Origin of the sequence: Alkanindiges illinoisensis DSM 15370, from assembly GCF_000619845.1 — a bacterium.
GTDB lineage: Bacteria > Pseudomonadota > Gammaproteobacteria > Pseudomonadales > Moraxellaceae > Alkanindiges > Alkanindiges illinoisensis.
Genome location: NZ_JHUX01000003.1, coordinates 433592 through 450574, shown reverse-complemented (window position 1 = coordinate 450574; position 16983 = coordinate 433592). Strand labels below are relative to the sequence as shown.

Here is a 16983-nt window from a genome sequence, read left to right as displayed (position 1 = left end):
AATTAAGGCGCAAGTACCGCTGCATGATTTGCGAGTATCTCCCTACCAGTTGACCAGGCTTTCAGCCGGCTAGGTTTTTTATAAGATTTGATTAACCTGCCAGAATTGTTATTTTTTAACACGGCCCAGTGCTGCTGACACGGCACCAGTACGGGTTTCTACATTCAGCTTGCTAAAAATATGCTCCAGATGTTTATTCACGGTACGCGGGCTAAGTTCCAGAATTTCACCAATATCTCGGTTGGTCTTGCCAAGTGCCACCCAGTGCAGTACTTCAGCCTCACGTGGGGTGATGCCACAGCATTGCATGAGTATCTCAGGTGCAGGAATGGTGTCCTGCGTCTGGATCATGATTAGATGGTTGCTTTGCCCATTCGCGGTCTGCTTCGTATCGACAAGCCGGGTCAGGCTCAGGTTTTGCTTTATACCAGAAATGACCAGGCTGGATTGCGCTTCAGCGTGTTGGAACCATTCCTTGATTTTTAAATAAAAGCTGTCAATTTGTTCAATATTGTCCTGAAGCAATTGTAGGGCCAGCGGGGTTTGCCAAATGAGCTGGCCACTTGAATTGAAGGCCAGCATGGCAATACCAGCAGCATTGATCATTTGTTCACGCTGGTGTACCTGCCGTGAATTGTTAATATGGGTTTTAAGCCGTGCCAGAACTACATCATGTTGCAGCGGTTTGGTCACATAGTCTACCCCACCACTTTGAAAACCCTGCACCACATGCTCGCTTTCGGTCAGGCCAGTCATAAAAATAACGGGGATATGCTGGGTTAGCGGATTTTCCTTTAGCAGCTTGCAGGTGTCAAAGCCATTGATTCCGGGCATCATGGCATCCAGCAAAATGGCATCCGGCATAAAATTGCTGGCGCGTTCTATGGCGCTATAGCCATCGGTGGCCACCAGCACGGTGTAGCCAGCCTGATCCAGTGTAGTGTGCAGCAGCGCCAGATTGTCCGGTATGTCATCCACAATCAATACTACCTGTCCTGCCTGTGCTAATGGGTCATGCAAAGCGCTGCTCATGGCCATTGCTCCTGTTGTAATTGCGTCTGTAATGCTTTGAAGTCAAACTGATTGGCCAGGGTTTTTAAGTGTTGAATGGCTATTGTATGCTCAGGTTGCTGCCGGGCAATGTCATCAAGTTTGCTGTTAATGCCGCGCACGTAGCCCATATTGACCAGTTGTTGTAAAGCCTGTCGGTCGGTCTGGCTTAGTGGATTTTTAATGGTATGGGCGCCGGTACACACCGCTTCGTTGAGTCCTACCACGGCTAACGCTGCTGGCTGGACATTCGTAGACGTGGATTGTTGTTGCAGCTTGATCCAGTTCAGGTGAAGCCGCTGGCCAATACGCTCCAGCAAACGCAACAGGTCTACTGGTTTAACAATAAAATCATCACGCTCAATCTGGGCATCGTTGCTTTTGCCCTGCTCTTCGGCATTGGCCGATACAATCAGGATAGGGGCTAAGGTTAAATGATTGTTGCGCAGAATGCTGGCAGTCTCCCAGCCATTTAAGTGCGGCATGGTTAAATCCATCAGGATCAGGTCCGGCTGGAATTCCGGCACCAGTCGCAGGCAAGCCAGCCCTGAATCAGCTTCGGCCAACTCAAAGCCAAGGGGCTGCAAAAATTGCCAGAGTAATTGGCGATCGAGTTCTTCATTATCTACCAGCAGGATTTTCTGGCGCGGGCCTTCATAGCCAGTAATCTGGTGAATGATATTTAAACTAATGGGCTTGGGGCTTTGCACCTCTGGCAGGTATAGCCGAATCTGGAAAGTACTGCCCACGCTGACCTGACTGCGTACATTAATTTCCCCACCCAGCAAATCGGTCAACAATTTGGCAATGGTCAGCCCTAGCCCTGTCCCAGCAATGGCATGCGCTGGTGTATTGCCGCCACGCTCAAATGGATTAAAGATATTGGGCAAGTCCTCTGGGGTAATGCCACAACCGCTGTCATCAATTTCAAAGGTGGCAGTCTGGTAACGGTAGCTGACCTTAAAGGTGACTTTGCCACGCTGGGTAAACTTGACCGCATTGCCAATGATGTTAATGAGAATCTGATCAAGCCGTTTTTTATCGCTGCGAATATATTGCGGCAGGTGCTCGGAAAAATCACAAATAAAGGTAATGCCCTTATCGGTGGCCTGTGGCCTGAACATATCCGCCAAATAATTTAAAAATTCCGGCAGATTAATTTCGGTAGGCACCAGTGTGAGCTTGCCGGTTTCAATACGCGCCAGATCCAGCAGGCCATCAATCAGGGAAATCAGGTGCGCGCCGCTACGATGAATGATATTGAGGTGGGTTTTGCTTTGCAGCGACAGGCCGTTATCCTTGGCAATCAATTGACTGTAGCCCAGAATGCTATTCAACGGGGTGCGCAGTTCATGGCTAATGCCAGTGACATAACGACTTTTGGCCTGATTGGCGCGCTCCGCCACCTGTTGCGCCTGCTGTAATTGCTGGTCGGTAATGCGGTGCGCATTAATTTCCTGAACCAGCAGCGTGGTTTGCCGGTTGGATTCTTCCTGTGCCACGCGGCGGCTTTCATAGGTCAGCACCAGCCACCATGACGCCACGCAAATCAGCAAAAATAAAATGGCAAAAATCTTGATAAAAATCAGGGCCAGCGAGGTAGTACTGTCACTGTTAAAATCCTGCAATACCAAGATTTCCTGAAAATAAATCAGGCCAAGGCTGGCACCCAGCAGTACGGTCAAAATCAGCACCAACAGCAAATAGTAGCTTAGGCGGGTATTGATGCGGGTTGACCAACTGGTAGGCAGGATTTTCTGGGCAATGGCCAGTAGTTGTGACGACAACCGGGCTTCTGGCTTGCACAAGTCATGGCAGCGTGCATCCAGCGAGCAGCACAGCGAACAAATGGCATCCTGATAGGCCGGGCAATAGGCCATGTCTTCTTTTTCATATTTTTTTTCACAAATACAGCAGCCTTGCAACTCCTGATAAAAAATCGTCGGTGGACGGGCAATGTAGTATTTGCTTTTGGTCAGCCATGCAATTAAGGGCACACAAATAAATGAGGTGGTCAGGGCAATAAACGAGGCCAGTGCCTTGGGCAGCTCACCAAACACCCCGGAATAGGCGGTAATGGACAGCACCGAGGCAATCAGCATAGCGCCCACGCCTACCGGATTAATGTCATATAAATAGGCACGGCGAAACTCAATGCCCTTGGGACTTAAGCCCAGCGGCTTGTTAATCACCAGATCGGCCACCAGTGCGGCAATCCACGCAATGGCAACATTGGCATATAGGCCCAGTACCTGCTCTAGCGCATGAAACACGCCCAGTTCCATCAGCAGTACGGCAATTAGCACATTAAACACCAGCCACACCACCCGCCCGGGATGGCTATGGGTCAGGCGTGCAAAAAAATTCGACCACGCCAGCGAACCCGCATAGGCATTGGTCACATTAATCTTGATCTGGGAAATCACCACAAACAGTGCGGTAAAGGCCAGCGCCACTTCTGGCTGGGCAAACACATACTGATAGGCAATTAAATATAACTGCGTGGGGTCAGAGGCTTTGTCCAGCGGCACAAAATGCTGCAAGGCCAGCACTGCCAGCAATACCCCGCCAAAAATCTTGAACATGCCAAACAAAATCCAGCCTGGTCCGGCAGTCAGTAATGCGCCATACCAGCGCGTCCGGTTCTGGGGCGTTTTGGCTGGTAAAAAGCGCAAATAATCGACCTGCTCCCCAACCTGGGCCACTAACGCAAAAATAACCGTACAGGCTGCACCAAAAAGTAGCACATTAAATTCTGGGGCCTGCCCGAACTTGCCGGAAAAATTCAGCGTGTCATGCAGAATGGTGGGTTGCTGATACAGCAAAGCGGCATACGGCAGGATCAGCAACATCAGCCAGACGGGCTGTGTCCATGCCTGTAATTTATTGATGAGCGTAATGCCGCGCAGCACCACGGGAATGATCACTAGCGAACTGACCAGATAACCCAAATATAACGGCAGACCGGTAAACAGCTCCAGTGCCAGCGCCATAATAGCGGCTTCTATGGCAAAGAAAATAAAAGTAAAACTGGAATAAATTAAAGACGTTAGGGTTGAACCAATATAACCAAAACCTGCACCTCGCGTGAGCAGGTCCATGTCTACGCCATAGCGCGCTGCATAGTAGCTGATAGGCAGGCTGGTTAAAAAAATCAGCAGGCACACCACGCAAATCGCCACAAAAGCATTAATAAAGCCGTAATTAAGCGCGATTGAAGCACCAATGGCTTCCATGGCCAGAAACGACACCGCACCAAAGGCGGTATTGGCTACCCGGAACTCCGACCACTTGCGCATGGTTTTAGGTGTGTAGCGCAAGGCGTAGTCTTCCAGCGTTTCATCAGCTACCCAGGTGTTGTAGTCACGCCGGATCTTAATAATGCGCTGGGGGGCAGAACCATCCTCCGGCTGGGTAATTGCGCTGTCTGGCAATGGAACTGACATGGATAACACAACATTTAAAAAATAGCGTATCTCATCAATTCAAAAAGCGCGCCAAGATCAATGCTATCGGTCCATTGTTTTTCTCATTCCAATTTTCTTTTTTCACAAGCTGGCTATTTTTTAAACCCGATATACGCAATGTGACGTATAGCGGGCAGTACGGCGTTGCACGTAGTCTGATTACAAGCTGGCAGGTGGCCTGTTTAACCTGCTGATAAACAGTTCAATAGCACAACAAGCTTGCGGTTTAAGCACTGCCTTTACACATTGCTTTTTCAGGAGTCGTCAACCATGACCAATCCCACTAAAACGCTCCAATCCACATTAAAAACCAGCCGTCGTAAACTGGTTTTGGGGTTAATGTCCTTACCTTTGGCCATGCTGCCCATCCTGGCACAGGCTGCACCAGCAACCGCAGCCATCAATACCACCAAGCTTGCCGTGAATGACAAGGAAGTGGTGGTTGGTCAGTTGCACTCTGCCACTGGCACCATGGCCATCAGTGAAACCGGTGCCATTCAGGCCGAACGACTGGCCATTGAACAGATCAATGCGCAAGGCGGAATCCTGGGCCGCAAGATTCGTATTATTCAGGAAGATGGTGCCTCTGACTGGCCAACCTTTGCTGAAAAATCCAAAAAATTGTTAGAAAAAGACCGGGTTGCTGCCGTTTTTGGCTGCTGGACCTCTGCTTCACGCAAAGCGGTACTGCCCATTTTTGAACGTGACAATGGCCTGCTGTATTACCCCACCTTTTATGAAGGGCTGGAACAATCCAAAAACGTGATTTACACCGGACAGGAAGCCACCCAGCAGGTGCTTGAAGCCCTGAACTGGCTGGCGCGCGAGAAGAAAGCCAAGACTTTTTACCTGGTGGGCTCTGATTATATCTGGCCGCGCACCACCATGAAAATTGCCCGTACCCATATTGAAAAAGTGCTGAAAGGCAAAGTGGTGGGTGAAGAATACTATGCGCTGGGCAGCACCCAGTTTGGCTCACTGATTAACAAAATGAAGCTCAAGCACCCGGATGCCATTGTCTCTGCGGTAGTAGGCGGCTCCAACGTGGCGTTTTACAAACAGCTAAAAGCTGCTGGCGTGACAGGCAACAAGCAAACCCTGCTGACCTTCTCAGCCAGCGAGGATGAATTGCTGGGGATTGGCGGTGAAAACATGGCCGGGTTCTATGCCTCGTTTAAATACTTCCAGAGCCTGAATAACCCCAACAATGTGAAATTCGTACAGGCCTTCAAAGCCAAATATGGCCCCAAAGCCGTGATTGGTGATGTAACGCAGGCAGCTTATCTGGGTCCATGGCTGTGGAAAGCCGCAGTTGAAAAAGCCGGTAGTTTTGATGTGAACAAGGTGGTGGCTGCTTCTCCTGGTATTGAGCTGAAAACTGCACCGGAAGGCTATGTGAAAGTGCATCCAAACCATCACCTGTGGAGCAAGTCCCGCATTGGTATGGCGCTGCCCAACGGCCAGTTTAAGGTGGTATATGAATCACCCAAGCTGATTGTGCCAAACCCGTTCCCGAAAGGTTACTAGGCAATTTAGTCCTGAATTGATCCTTGCGGTGATGGGCCAATGCTTGTCACCGCCCGGTTATTGGTCTTTTGTTCTACTGCTTTTAACAGTCTGCGTTCAAAGATTTTTACAGACTGTTTTTCACTATTTGCTTTTAACCGTTGGATTGAATCGGTTGCGTTAAGCCAAGAATTTTAATATCTGCTTTTAGCGCCTGCTTTCAAACCCAACGCTGGAGTTTGCCATGACCTCACTCTCAGAAATGGGCGCAATCTTCGCAATGCAAGGCTTTAATGGCTTATCGGTGTTTTGTGTGCTGCTGCTAATGGCCCTGGGTCTTGCCATTATTTTTGGCCAGATGGGCGTAATTAACATGGCACATGGCGAGTTTCTCACCATTGGTGCCTATACCACCTACATGATCTCGACCCTGACCGAAAGCTATGCCCCGGCCTTGATGCCCTACTACTTTTTTATTGCCATCATTGTGTCGTTCTTTATTGCAGGCCTTGTAGGCTACGGCGTGGAACGTGTGATGATTTCAAGACTGTATCACCGTCCACTGGATACCCTGCTGGCCACCTGGGGCTTGAGTCTGGTCATGCAGCAGATCTTCCGCTCTACTTTTGGTCCCAAGGAAGTCAGCCCCACCCTGCCGGAATGGCTGATGGGTTCCTACCAGCCCACCGACCTGATTGATATTCCCATTAACGGCCTGTTTCTGGTGGGCATTACCTTAGTCGTCACCAGCATTATTTTCTATTTGCTGTTCCGTTCACGCTGGGGCTTACAAGTACGCGCCACCACACAAAACCGCATTATGAGTAACGCGGTAGGCATTAATACCAAGCGGGTGGACCGCATGACCTTTGCGCTGGGCTGCGGGGTGGCTGGTATTGCCGGTGCTGCATTTACCACCATTGGTTCCACTGGTCCAACCTCTGGCTCGCTGTACATTGTGGATACCTTTTTAGTAGTGGTGTTTGGTGGCGCGCAAAGCCTGGTTGGCACCATTGCCTCGGCCTTCTCCATTGCACAAACCCAGTCGGTTCTTGAGTTCTTTATTAGTGGCTCAATGGCCAAAGTCATTACCCTGTCCGTGGTCATTATTATCCTGATGATTCGCCCGCAAGGTTTGTTTTCGGTCAAGGTGCGCAAGTAGTGGCGTACTGATGCAAGGGCTGCGCAAGTCACTGCGCACGGTCTTCACCTCACTGACAGAAGAATGATCATGAAAGATACATTAAATGCAATACTTGGTGGAAAACAGGGCGCCATTGGCCTGCTGATTCTGGCGGCCATCATCTTAGTGGTGATGCCGGTTTTCTTTGACATCTTCCGCCTTAACCTGGTGGGCAAATATTTAAGCTATGCCTTTGTGGCGGTTGGATTAGTGCTGTGCTGGGGCCACGGCGGTATTTTAAGTCTGGGTCAGGGCATTTTCTTTGGTCTTGGCGGTTACTGCATGGCCATGTTTTTAAAGCTGGAAGCCTCGGATGCCACCAGTACCGCGCACCAGACCACACCCGGCATTCCCGACTTTATGGACTGGAATCAGGTGACCAGCCTGCCGCTAATGTGGGAACCGTTCCATAGTTTTGCCTTTACCCTGTTTGCGGTGATTGCCGTACCCACTGTACTGGCCTTTATCATTGGCATTGCCATGTTTACCCGTCGCGTGGGCGATGTGTACTTTTCAATTGTCACCCAGGCCATTGCCGCCATTCTGACCATTTTAATCATTGGCCAGCAGGGCTTTACTGGTGGCGTCAATGGTATTACTGACCTCAAAACCCTGCATGGCTGGGATATCCGCACCGATTCGGCCAAATACGTGTTGTACTTTGTCAATGCGGGCTTGCTGATTGCTGCCATTCTGGTCGGCCGCTATATCCTAAGTTCCAAGCTGGGCCGCCTGCTGTCTGCCATGCGTGACAAGGAAGAACGGGTACGCTTTTCCGGCTACAACGTATCGATGTACAAGGTATTTATTTTCTGTGTTGCCGCTGCCATTTCAGCCATTGGCGGTGCCATGTTTACCCTGCAAGTGGGCTTTATGTCACCGTCCTTTGTCGGCATCGTGCCTTCGATTGAAATGGTGATATTTGCGGCAGTGGGTGGTCGCCTGTCCTTGCTGGGCGCTGTATACGGCACGCTGCTGGTGAACTTTGGCAAAACCTACTTTTCTGAATCCTTCCCGGAGCTGTGGTTATTCCTGATGGGTGGCCTGTTTATTGTGGTGGTGATGTTCTTCCCCAATGGTCTGGCTGGTCTGTATGACAAGTACGTCAAGCCTTATTTTTCGGCCAAAAAAACCAAAACCCCGGCCAGCAGCAATAGTGTGGTGGTTGAACACAGCCCGGTTAGCGTGACAGCAGCCAGCGCAGAGGAGTCCAGCAAATGAGCCATCAAGCCATTGGCGTTGAAATGCCAAAACCAGTGCTGCTAGTTGAAGACTTAACCGTGTCGTTTGACGGATTCAAGGCCGTCAACAACCTCACCATGTACATTGATCCCAATGAAGTACGCGTGGTGATTGGCCCTAACGGTGCCGGCAAAACCACGGTGCTGGATTTGATTTGCGGCAAAACCCGTGCCACCAGCGGCAAAATCCAGTTTAAGGGCAAGGAATTAACCGGCATGAGCGAGCATGCGATTGTGCATGCTGGCGTTGGCCGCAAGTTTCAGACCCCGTCCATTTATGAAAACCTGACCGTGTTTGAAAATCTGGAAATGTCCTTTCCACGCGGGCGTACCGTGTTTGGCGCACTATTTTTCAAACGATCAAATGATGTGATTGACCGGGTAAAAGCCATTGCTGCCGAGATTTTTCTCACCGACATGCTGGATCAAACTGCTGATTTACTCTCACACGGGCAAAAACAGTGGCTGGAAATTGGCATGCTGCTGATGCAAGACCCCGAACTAGTGATGCTGGATGAACCGGTGGCTGGCATGAGTGTTTCGGAACGCGAAAAAACCGCGCTGTTGATTCGTAAGATTTGTGAAGGCCGCTCGGTGCTGGTGATTGAGCACGATATGGAATTTGTTAAAACCATTGCCGATAAAGTAACCGTGCTGCATCAGGGACAGATTCTGGCAGAAGGCAAAATGGAAGATGTACAGAGCAATCCTAAAGTGATCGAAGTGTATTTGGGCCATTAATAGCGAGCTGCATTGCCGACGTTGTTCAATATTTCTAAATGTCATACTGGAGAAAACATGATGAGCAGTATGTTTAATATTCAAGCCCTGGCCTCCGGCTATGGACAAAGTGAAGTGATTCACCAGCTAAACCTAGACGTGGCCAAAAATGAAATTATTGCGGTGATGGGCCGTAATGGCATGGGCAAAACCACGCTGTTTAAAACCCTGATGGGCGTGCTGCCAACCCGAGGTGGTGAAATTACGCTGGACGGCAAGCGCATTGAAAAAATGGATTCTTATCAGCGCGTTAATAATGGACTGGCTTATGTGCCGCAGGGCCGCATGATATTTTCCACCATGACGGTACTGGAAAATATCCAGACCGGCCTGCCTGCTTCGGCACGCGGCAAGGTGCCAGAAGATTTATATGAACTGTTCCCGGTGCTGTATGACATGCGCAAGCGCAAGGGCGGCAATTTGTCCGGTGGCCAGCAGCAACAACTGGCGATTGCGCGGGCACTGGCGACCAACCCCAAAGTGTTGCTTTTAGACGAACCCACCGAAGGCATTCAGCCCTCCATCATTAAGGATATTGCCCGCTCGCTCAAACAAATCCGTGACCAGCGCGATCTGACCATTGTGGTATCCGAGCAGGTGCTGAGCTTTACCATGGACATTGCTGACCGCTTTTTTGTGATTGACAAGGGTCGGCTGGTGTATGAAAACACCCGCGACAACGTGGATGAAAAAACCATTAGCCAGTATTTGTCGGTTTAGGTCTTTAAACCGTTCCAACCAGTAAAAAATATTCTGAATTTTTTAGTTTCAAGGCCTATGCATCCTTTTTTGCATAGGCCTTTTTTTATTTAAAAACATTTTAATAAACAAATGATTAATAATTTATTAAGTCACATTTTATACGTCATCCAACGTATGTTTTCTTGTGTTTTTTTATTCAACACTAAAGCCATCACAACAGGACAGGCCAAGCATACCACCACAGCGGTTAAGCCATCCTCCCGGCTTTAAAGCATGCCTGCCCTGTTGTGTTTTTACTGAATTTAGACTGCTGCATTTAGTCCGTTGAAAGAAGGAAGACATCATGCGTCATGGCGATATTTCAAGCAGTCCCAGTACCGTGGGTGTGGCCGTAGTGAACTATCGCATTCCACGCCTGCACACCAAAGCCGAAGTGCTGGACAATGCCAAAAAAATTGCTGACATGCTGATTGGCATGAAGCAGGGTTTGCCCGGTATGGATCTGGTGATTTTTCCCGAATACAGCACCATGGGCATCATGTATGACCAGAGCGAAATGATGGAAACCGCCGCCACTATTCCCGGTGATGAAACCGCGATTTTCTCGGCGGCGTGCAAGCAGGCCAATGTGTGGGGCGTGTTTTCCATTACCGGCGAACGGCATGAACAGCACCCGCAGAAAGTACCATACAACACGCTGGTACTGATTAATAACGACGGCGAGATTGTGCAGAAATACCGCAAGGTAATCCCGTGGTGCCCGATTGAAGGCTGGTGTCCAGGCGATCAGACTTATGTGTCGGTTGGCCCCAAAGGCTTAAAAATTTCCCTGATTATCTGTGATGACGGCAACTATCCCGAAATCTGGCGTGACTGTGCCATGAAAGGCGCCGAGCTGATTGTGCGCTGTCAGGGTTATATGTACCCCGCCAAGGAACAGCAGATCATGATGGCCAAAACCATGGCTTGGGCCAACAACTGCTATGTGGCTGTCGCCAACTGCACCGGTTTTGATGGCGTGTATACCTATTTTGGTCATTCAGCCATTGTGGGTTTTGATGGCCGCACCTTAGGCGAATGTGGCGAAGAAGAAAATGGCATTCAGTACGCGCAATTATCCATCCCCGAAATCCGCGATGCGCGCAAGTACGATCAGGCACAAAATCATTTGTTCAAGCTGCTGCATCGTGGTTACACCGGCGTTTACAACAATGGCGATGGCGACAAGGGTGTAGCCACCTGCCCGTTTGATTTTTACCGCACATGGGTGCTGGATGCCGAAAAAGCACAGGCCAATGTCGAAAGCTTTACTCGCTCTACCATTGGCGTGGCTGAATGCCCGATTGGCAACCTGCCGCATGAAGGACTGGAAAAAGAGGCTTAAGCGTTTTACCTGACAGGAAAGGGCTAGTACAGCAAATTGAGCAAAAAGGGTTTAGCAATGCCGTTTATTAATGATGTGCTGGAACACAACCGCGAGACCAATGCACAGCAACGCCATGCCGATGCCGCCAGCCAGCAGCGTTTGAACACCTCACGCTTTGCGTTTGAACCAAAAGTGGTGATGCAGCATTTGCGCGCACGCATTATTGGGCAAGAGGCTGCACTGGACGAAATTGAAAACATGCTCAATGTGGTCAAGGCTGATTTTTCCAGCACCGAGCGCCCGTTGTCGGTCACGCTGATGCTGGGTTCAACCGGCGTGGGCAAAACCGAAACCGTACGGCTGATTAGCGAGGCAATTTATGGCCGTCCCAATGCCTTTTGCCGTATTGATATGAATACGCTGGCGCAGGAACACTATGCCGCCGCGCTGACTGGAGCGCCGCCGGGTTATGTCGGCAGCAAGGAAGGCACCACGTTATTTGACATTGAGGCGATACAGGGCAGTTTTAGCAAACCCGGCATTGTGCTGTTTGATGAGCTGGAAAAAGCCAGCACAGAGGTGATTCGTAGCCTGCTCAATATACTTGATAGCGGCACGCTGACTTTGTCTTCTGGCAGCAAAACCATTGATTTTAAAAACAGCCTGATTTTTATGACCAGTAACGTGGGCGCACGTCAGGCACAAAACGCGCTGAATTATTTTTCCAGACTACCCAAACCGGTTCAAATGCTTTGTCAACAACTGGGCAAATCACCTCGGCAAATCACTGAAAAAGCCCTGCACCAGCAGTTTGATCCTGAATTTTTAAACCGGATTGACAGGATTTTGCATTACCAGCCCGTGGCCAAACAGTGGCTGGCCGCATTGATTGATATTGAACTGGATAAGTTGAACACCCGCCTGCGCAAACAGGGCCGCAGTATCCGCCTTGATGCCAGCACACGGGCACTGCTCAGCCGTCAGCATCGTGTGCGCTTTGGCGCGCGTGATCTGGCGCGCAAGTTTCGTACCCAACTGGAACCGGTACTGGCGCGTTTTATCCTTGAGCACCCAGAACAGCAGCAACTGTATATGACGGTCAAAAACCGGCAATTCGCCGTTATGGCGCATCCGGTTAATTCATAGCTTGAACTGGCAATGCAAACAATCGCTTGACCAGACCTCCTGACCGGAACGCTTTTTCACCGCCAATGCCTTGGCAACCTGATCGTAAATTCAAGTCGCAACACCATGCACATACCGAGGACACCATCATGCAACATATCAAAATTAAACCCGGGATACCGCTAGCCGAACAAGCTGAACTGGGGCATAACCGCTGGCACCCGGACATTCCGTTTTTAACCTCGGTCAAGCCAGGCGAAGAAATCCTGCTGGAAAGTCTGGATTTTCTGGATGCACAAATCAAGGATACCGACACCGTTGACGATATTATTAATGTTGACCTGACCCGTGCGCATCCGTTAACCGGACCCTTTTACGTGGAAGGCGCTGAACCGGGCGACTTGCTGGTGATTGACCTGCTAGATATTAAACCGGTCACCCCGATTGGGTTTTCCGGTGTATTTGCCAAGGAAAATGGCGGTGGCTTTCTGGCCGATTATTTCCCCGATGCCGACAAAGCCATTTGGGATTTAAAAGGTCTGTATGCCACCTCACGGCATATTCCGGGCGTGCGGATTGCTGGCCTCACCCATCCGGGCTTGATGGGTTGCCTGCCCTCTATGGACTTGCTCAAGGAATGGAACCGCCGTGAAGCGCTGCTGGTGCCCAAAGGTCAGGCCAATCCCCCCGACCCGCGCACTGCGGTACTACGTGGCTTGCAAGGCGCCGAGTTTGACCGTATGGCAAGCGAGGCCGCACGTACGGTGCCACCGCGTGAACACGGTGGAAATACGGATATCAAGGACTTATCGGCAGGTTCGCGGATTTTCTTTCCGGTGTATGTGGCGGGAGCCGGGTTTTCGATGGGTGATTTGCACTTCTCGCAAGGCGATGGTGAAATTGGCTTTTGTGGCGCCATTGAAATGGATGGCGTGACCCGCGTGGGCTTTGACCTGATTAAGGGCGGTATGGCCAAGTACAACATCGACGCGCCCATTTTTATTCCCAGTCCGGTCAAACCCAACTACGACGAATGGCTCACCTTTGAAGGCATCAGCGTGGAAAATGGCGTGAACTACTATCTGGATGCCACTGTGGCTTATCGACAGGCCTGTTTAAAAGCAATTAAATATCTGGAAAACTTTGGCTTTACCGGTAGTCAGGCGTATATGCTGCTTACAGCGGCACCGGTTGAAGGCCGCATTGGTGGCATTGTGGATATTCCCAACTGTGCCTGCACCATTTCACTGCCCACCGGTATTTTTGAGCAGGACATCCTGCCCAAAGGCATGCTGAGTGAGAAAAAATATTGGGGCCATGAGCGCTAAACTTTAATGACAGTGGACTAAAAACCCAAACAAACCTCCCTAGCCATGGGGAGGCTTTTTAAGTCATCAATAATTTGGGTTAAGGAGTTTTACCATGCCCTTATATGACATTCGTTGCCAGCATTGCGACGGTATTTTTGAACAACAGCTGGCCGTTTCCGAGCTGTCCAGCGAAATTAGTTGCCACTACTGCCAGCAGGCAACGCCGGCCAAGCCCCTGCTCACTGGACGGGTGCAGTTTAAAACCAACTACAAATGGCAACCGCAAAGTAAGGCTGAACAACTGGCCGGTAAAGGCATTAGCGGGCCGGGCACTGAAAAAAATGCTGCCCGTAACTCGGTACTGCATAATTGCAAGGGCATGAATTGCAGTGTGTGCGGAATTTGAACGTCAAATGCAGTGATTCGGTCTATTGATCTGATCCTGCTCTTTTAACATTATTATTTAGCTGTTGAGGCATACTAGCAACTTAAAGATTATTATCGGTATAGATTAAAGCTTATCAGCGGCTTCACATCAAACCAGGGTACTTTTGTCTTAAGGTACTCTTGCTTCACGATAGGCTCCTTGTGCATGGCACCCTACTTAGCTCATTTCACAAGAGCGTAACAGGGCCTAAAGGTGTACCCTGCTTAAAACAGTTGTACTGAATCATGCCTTCAGTATGGAATTGAAAATAAACTGGGGAAAATCCTTTGATCAGACTGGACTAGGATAAAAGCGAACTGGTTAATTTTTTTAATTTCAACATACGATAAAAACCTGCCAACTAACGATGATCAGCAGGTCTATTTACGATAAAAAACCTTGGGTTTAAGCCAGTCCCAGCAATGCAACCACACCAGTTAGCACAGCAACTACACGGTCACCTTGCTTGATATGACGCTTGATCCATTGCCCTGCAACCAGGCCAACACTGTAGAGTGCGCTTAACGTAATTAGCATGCCCATCATAAAGCCTACCGGATTCATCTCAGTCCCTAATTCAGCGCCGTGCGCCAGTCCGTGGAATATGCCCAGCAGCGCAGCCATTGCCAAAAATACTGAGGTAGAACGCTGCCACAATGCAATCGCCAATACCAGCAACGATGCCACAATGCCATATTCTGCGATGTTAACAGGAACAATCTGTGCCATGCCCAGCATAAAACCAGCACTGAGTGTGACCAGTAACAATGCCAGTCCCATAAAGCGTGCCTGCTTAAAAGTGCGCGCCAGCAAAATTCCCAAACCCAGGCCCATGGTTAAATGATCCAGTCCCGACAATGGATGCAGCAACCCCGCCAGCAAGGCAGAATGACTGTATTCATGGCCCGGATGTGCCAGTGCAGCACCTGAAACTGCCAGTAACGTCAGTAATAAAAATCGCATGATTTTTCCTCAATCGGAGTTAATTCTTGAATAGACCTTGCTTTTCAATAAAGGCAATAATGTCATTTAGGCCATCTTTGGTTTTCATGTTGGAAAACAGAAATGGTCGCTCACCCCGCATACGTTTGGCATCCTGATCCATCACTTCGAGCGACGCCCCTACCATTGGCGCCAGGTCAGTCTTGTTGATAATCAGCAGGTCAGACTTGGTAATGCCGGGTCCACCCTTACGCGGGATTTTTTCCCCAGCGGCCACATCAATGACATATAAGGTTAAATCAGACAGCTCAGGACTAAAGGTTGCAGCCAGGTTATCCCCACCACTTTCAATAATAATCAGCTCAAGTCCAGCAAACTTGTTATTCAGGTCATCAATAGCCGCCAGATTAATCGAAGCATCTTCCCGGATGGCGGTATGTGGACAACCGCCCGTTTCGACCCCGACAATCCGGTCTGGAGTCATGGCTTGATTGCGGGTTAAAAAGTTGGAGTCTTCCTTGGTATAAATATCATTAGTGACCACCGCCATATTGTATTTATCACGCAAGGCAAGGCACAGATTTAAGGTAAGGGCTGTTTTACCCGAACCAACCGGGCCTCCAATGCCGACTCGAAGTGGACTACGTTCTGACATATTAATTCCTGAAAATGACTGAATAAAATATTTACGACCGGAACAGCCGTGAATACTGGTTTTCATGTTGCATGGACAACATGGCAAAATTGGGTAAATTACTGCTTAAAGGTTGTTTAGCATCTTGCAAATTTAATGCCTGCTGGATCGCTTCTGGCATACGCTGATGCAGTTGCCATAAAATTCGCTGGCCGCTCATCTGTCCGAGCGGCACGGTTTTCACTGCGGCGAGTACCTGATTTTCCAGTACGCTAAAACAATAAGCCGTCAGACAGTCTTGTGGCTGCAAATTCAAACGTGCACATAACTGCGCATACACTGGCACAAAACCATAATGCGACTCTACCTGGACCTCTAGCCCCAGCACCTGTTTAATCCATGCGTTGAGTGAAAAAGCCAGTTGCTGACTTTCCAGCAAAAACTCACGGGTTTCGCGGCTGGCTTTATAGTCGCTAGCCAGCCGGGTATATTCATCAGGTTGCGTTGCCACCGATTTTGCGGCATCAATTAACTGTGCCAGCATCGGCAACTCATAACGCACCAGCAATAAGTCCAGTACATCTTCAAAATAAGCCAGTGCATTTTTTTCATTACTCACCAGACCACACTCAATTGCGCTTTCCACGCCCTGCGAATAGCAATATGCGCCAATGGGCAAGGCGGTAGAAGACAAGGTCAACAGCTTAAGCAAACTGGCGGCGTTCATTGCACTGCTACTGTCAGATATCAATTCAGTAATGGGCATGGCTTAGCTTTAATGAGGGACATAGGGACGCAAGCGATTGTCGTGCTGATGCTGGGCGTATGCACCGCTTTCCGGCTCAAATGGATGCATGACTTCTTCTACTTTCAAACCCAAACCGCGCACCATATCGGCCAGCACATAATCCGGTTCCAGATATAAGGCCGCCGGTGTGAGCATGAGTGGCACATGACGGTTACCCAGATGATAGGCTGCCTTTAGCAAATCAAATGGCTCATTAGCAGTCACGCACAGCAGTTTTTCCGGAGCGGCCTGAATTTTCAATACTTCACCAGTTTCTGTACCGATATAGGCACCACCACGCAACACGCCAGTCCGCGGCAAGTCCACGCCAATGTCCTGACCATTATCTAAAGTGGCACGGAAGCGACACTTCTGCCGGGTGTCATAATTTAAAGCGATAATTTGGATATCGCCTTGGGGTTGAAAATCAATAGGTAATCGCTGGGTGTAAATGTTCATTTTC

General features: G+C 49.5%; 15 protein-coding genes. 9 read left to right on the top strand and 6 right to left on the bottom strand.

Annotated features, from left to right (window positions below):
* Positions 1-108: 108 nt before the first annotated feature.
* Together Q337_RS0102380 and Q337_RS0102375 are read right to left on the bottom strand one after the other, a co-directional pair.
* Entirely contained in the window at positions 109-1032 is a 924-nt protein-coding gene (locus tag Q337_RS0102380) for a response regulator transcription factor (RefSeq protein WP_084494681.1), read from the bottom strand.
* Positions 1029-4496, bottom strand: coding sequence for a hybrid sensor histidine kinase/response regulator (locus Q337_RS0102375; protein WP_026470222.1), 3468 nt, complete (start codon positions 4494-4496; stop codon positions 1029-1031). Before Q337_RS0102375 ends, Q337_RS0102380 begins: the two co-directional genes overlap by 4 nt.
* A gap of 291 nt (positions 4497-4787) precedes the next feature.
* On the opposite strand from Q337_RS0102375, the gene urtA reads away from it, so the two are divergent.
* From urtA to Q337_RS0102330, 9 genes are all read left to right on the top strand, one after another.
* Entirely contained in the window at positions 4788-6044 is a 1257-nt protein-coding gene (gene urtA, locus Q337_RS0102370) for an urea ABC transporter substrate-binding protein (RefSeq protein WP_026470221.1), read from the top strand.
* 223 nt (positions 6045-6267) lie between these two features.
* Positions 6268-7185: an urea ABC transporter permease subunit UrtB gene (gene urtB / locus Q337_RS0102365; protein WP_026470220.1), complete on the top strand. Its 918-nt coding sequence runs from the start codon at positions 6268-6270 to the stop codon at positions 7183-7185.
* Positions 7186-7254: 69 nt separating this feature from the next.
* Positions 7255-8427 (top strand): urea ABC transporter permease subunit UrtC, encoded by a 1173-nt coding sequence (gene urtC / locus Q337_RS0102360; protein WP_026470219.1) that lies wholly within the window; start codon positions 7255-7257, stop codon positions 8425-8427.
* Positions 8424-9188 carry an urea ABC transporter ATP-binding protein UrtD gene (gene urtD, locus Q337_RS0102355; RefSeq protein ID WP_026470218.1) on the top strand — a complete coding sequence of 255 codons (765 nt, stop codon included), beginning with the start codon at positions 8424-8426 and terminating at the stop codon, positions 9186-9188. The genes urtC and urtD overlap by 4 nt, the downstream gene beginning before the upstream one ends.
* Before the next feature lie 69 nt (positions 9189-9257).
* Positions 9258-9947: an urea ABC transporter ATP-binding subunit UrtE gene (gene urtE, locus Q337_RS0102350; protein WP_026470217.1), complete on the top strand. Its 690-nt coding sequence runs from the start codon at positions 9258-9260 to the stop codon at positions 9945-9947.
* Positions 9948-10272: 325 nt separating this feature from the next.
* Complete coding sequence (locus tag Q337_RS0102345) at positions 10273-11313, top strand: aliphatic amidase (RefSeq protein ID WP_026470216.1); 1041 nt, start codon at positions 10273-10275, stop codon at positions 11311-11313.
* A gap of 57 nt (positions 11314-11370) precedes the next feature.
* The gene (locus Q337_RS0102340; RefSeq protein WP_026470215.1) at positions 11371-12441 is read left to right on the top strand and encodes an AAA family ATPase; all 1071 of its coding nucleotides are present in this window, start codon (positions 11371-11373) and stop codon (positions 12439-12441) included.
* Positions 12442-12569: 128 nt separating this feature from the next.
* On the top strand, positions 12570-13748 hold the full coding sequence (fmdA, locus tag Q337_RS0102335; RefSeq protein WP_026470214.1) for a formamidase: 1179 nt from the start codon (positions 12570-12572) through the stop codon (positions 13746-13748).
* Between the two features lie 94 nt (positions 13749-13842).
* The gene (locus Q337_RS0102330; RefSeq protein ID WP_026470213.1) at positions 13843-14136 is read left to right on the top strand and encodes an FmdB family zinc ribbon protein; all 294 of its coding nucleotides are present in this window, start codon (positions 13843-13845) and stop codon (positions 14134-14136) included.
* A gap of 426 nt (positions 14137-14562) precedes the next feature.
* Here the strand turns inward: Q337_RS0102330 and Q337_RS0102325 are convergent, their stop codons facing one another.
* From Q337_RS0102325 to ureE, 4 genes are read right to left on the bottom strand one after another with little or no spacing between them, the layout of a single operon-like run.
* Complete coding sequence (locus tag Q337_RS0102325) at positions 14563-15120, bottom strand: HupE/UreJ family protein (protein WP_026470212.1); 558 nt, start codon at positions 15118-15120, stop codon at positions 14563-14565.
* A 19-nt stretch (positions 15121-15139) separates the two neighbouring features.
* Positions 15140-15754 carry an urease accessory protein UreG gene (gene ureG, locus Q337_RS0102320; RefSeq protein ID WP_026470211.1) on the bottom strand — a complete coding sequence of 205 codons (615 nt, stop codon included), beginning with the start codon at positions 15752-15754 and terminating at the stop codon, positions 15140-15142.
* 31 nt (positions 15755-15785) lie between these two features.
* The gene (locus tag Q337_RS0102315; protein ID WP_051526494.1) at positions 15786-16499 is read right to left on the bottom strand and encodes an urease accessory protein UreF; all 714 of its coding nucleotides are present in this window, start codon (positions 16497-16499) and stop codon (positions 15786-15788) included.
* Between the two features lie 9 nt (positions 16500-16508).
* Entirely contained in the window at positions 16509-16979 is a 471-nt protein-coding gene (gene ureE, locus Q337_RS0102310; protein WP_026470209.1) for an urease accessory protein UreE, read from the bottom strand.
* Between the last annotated feature and the right edge of the window lie 4 nt (positions 16980-16983).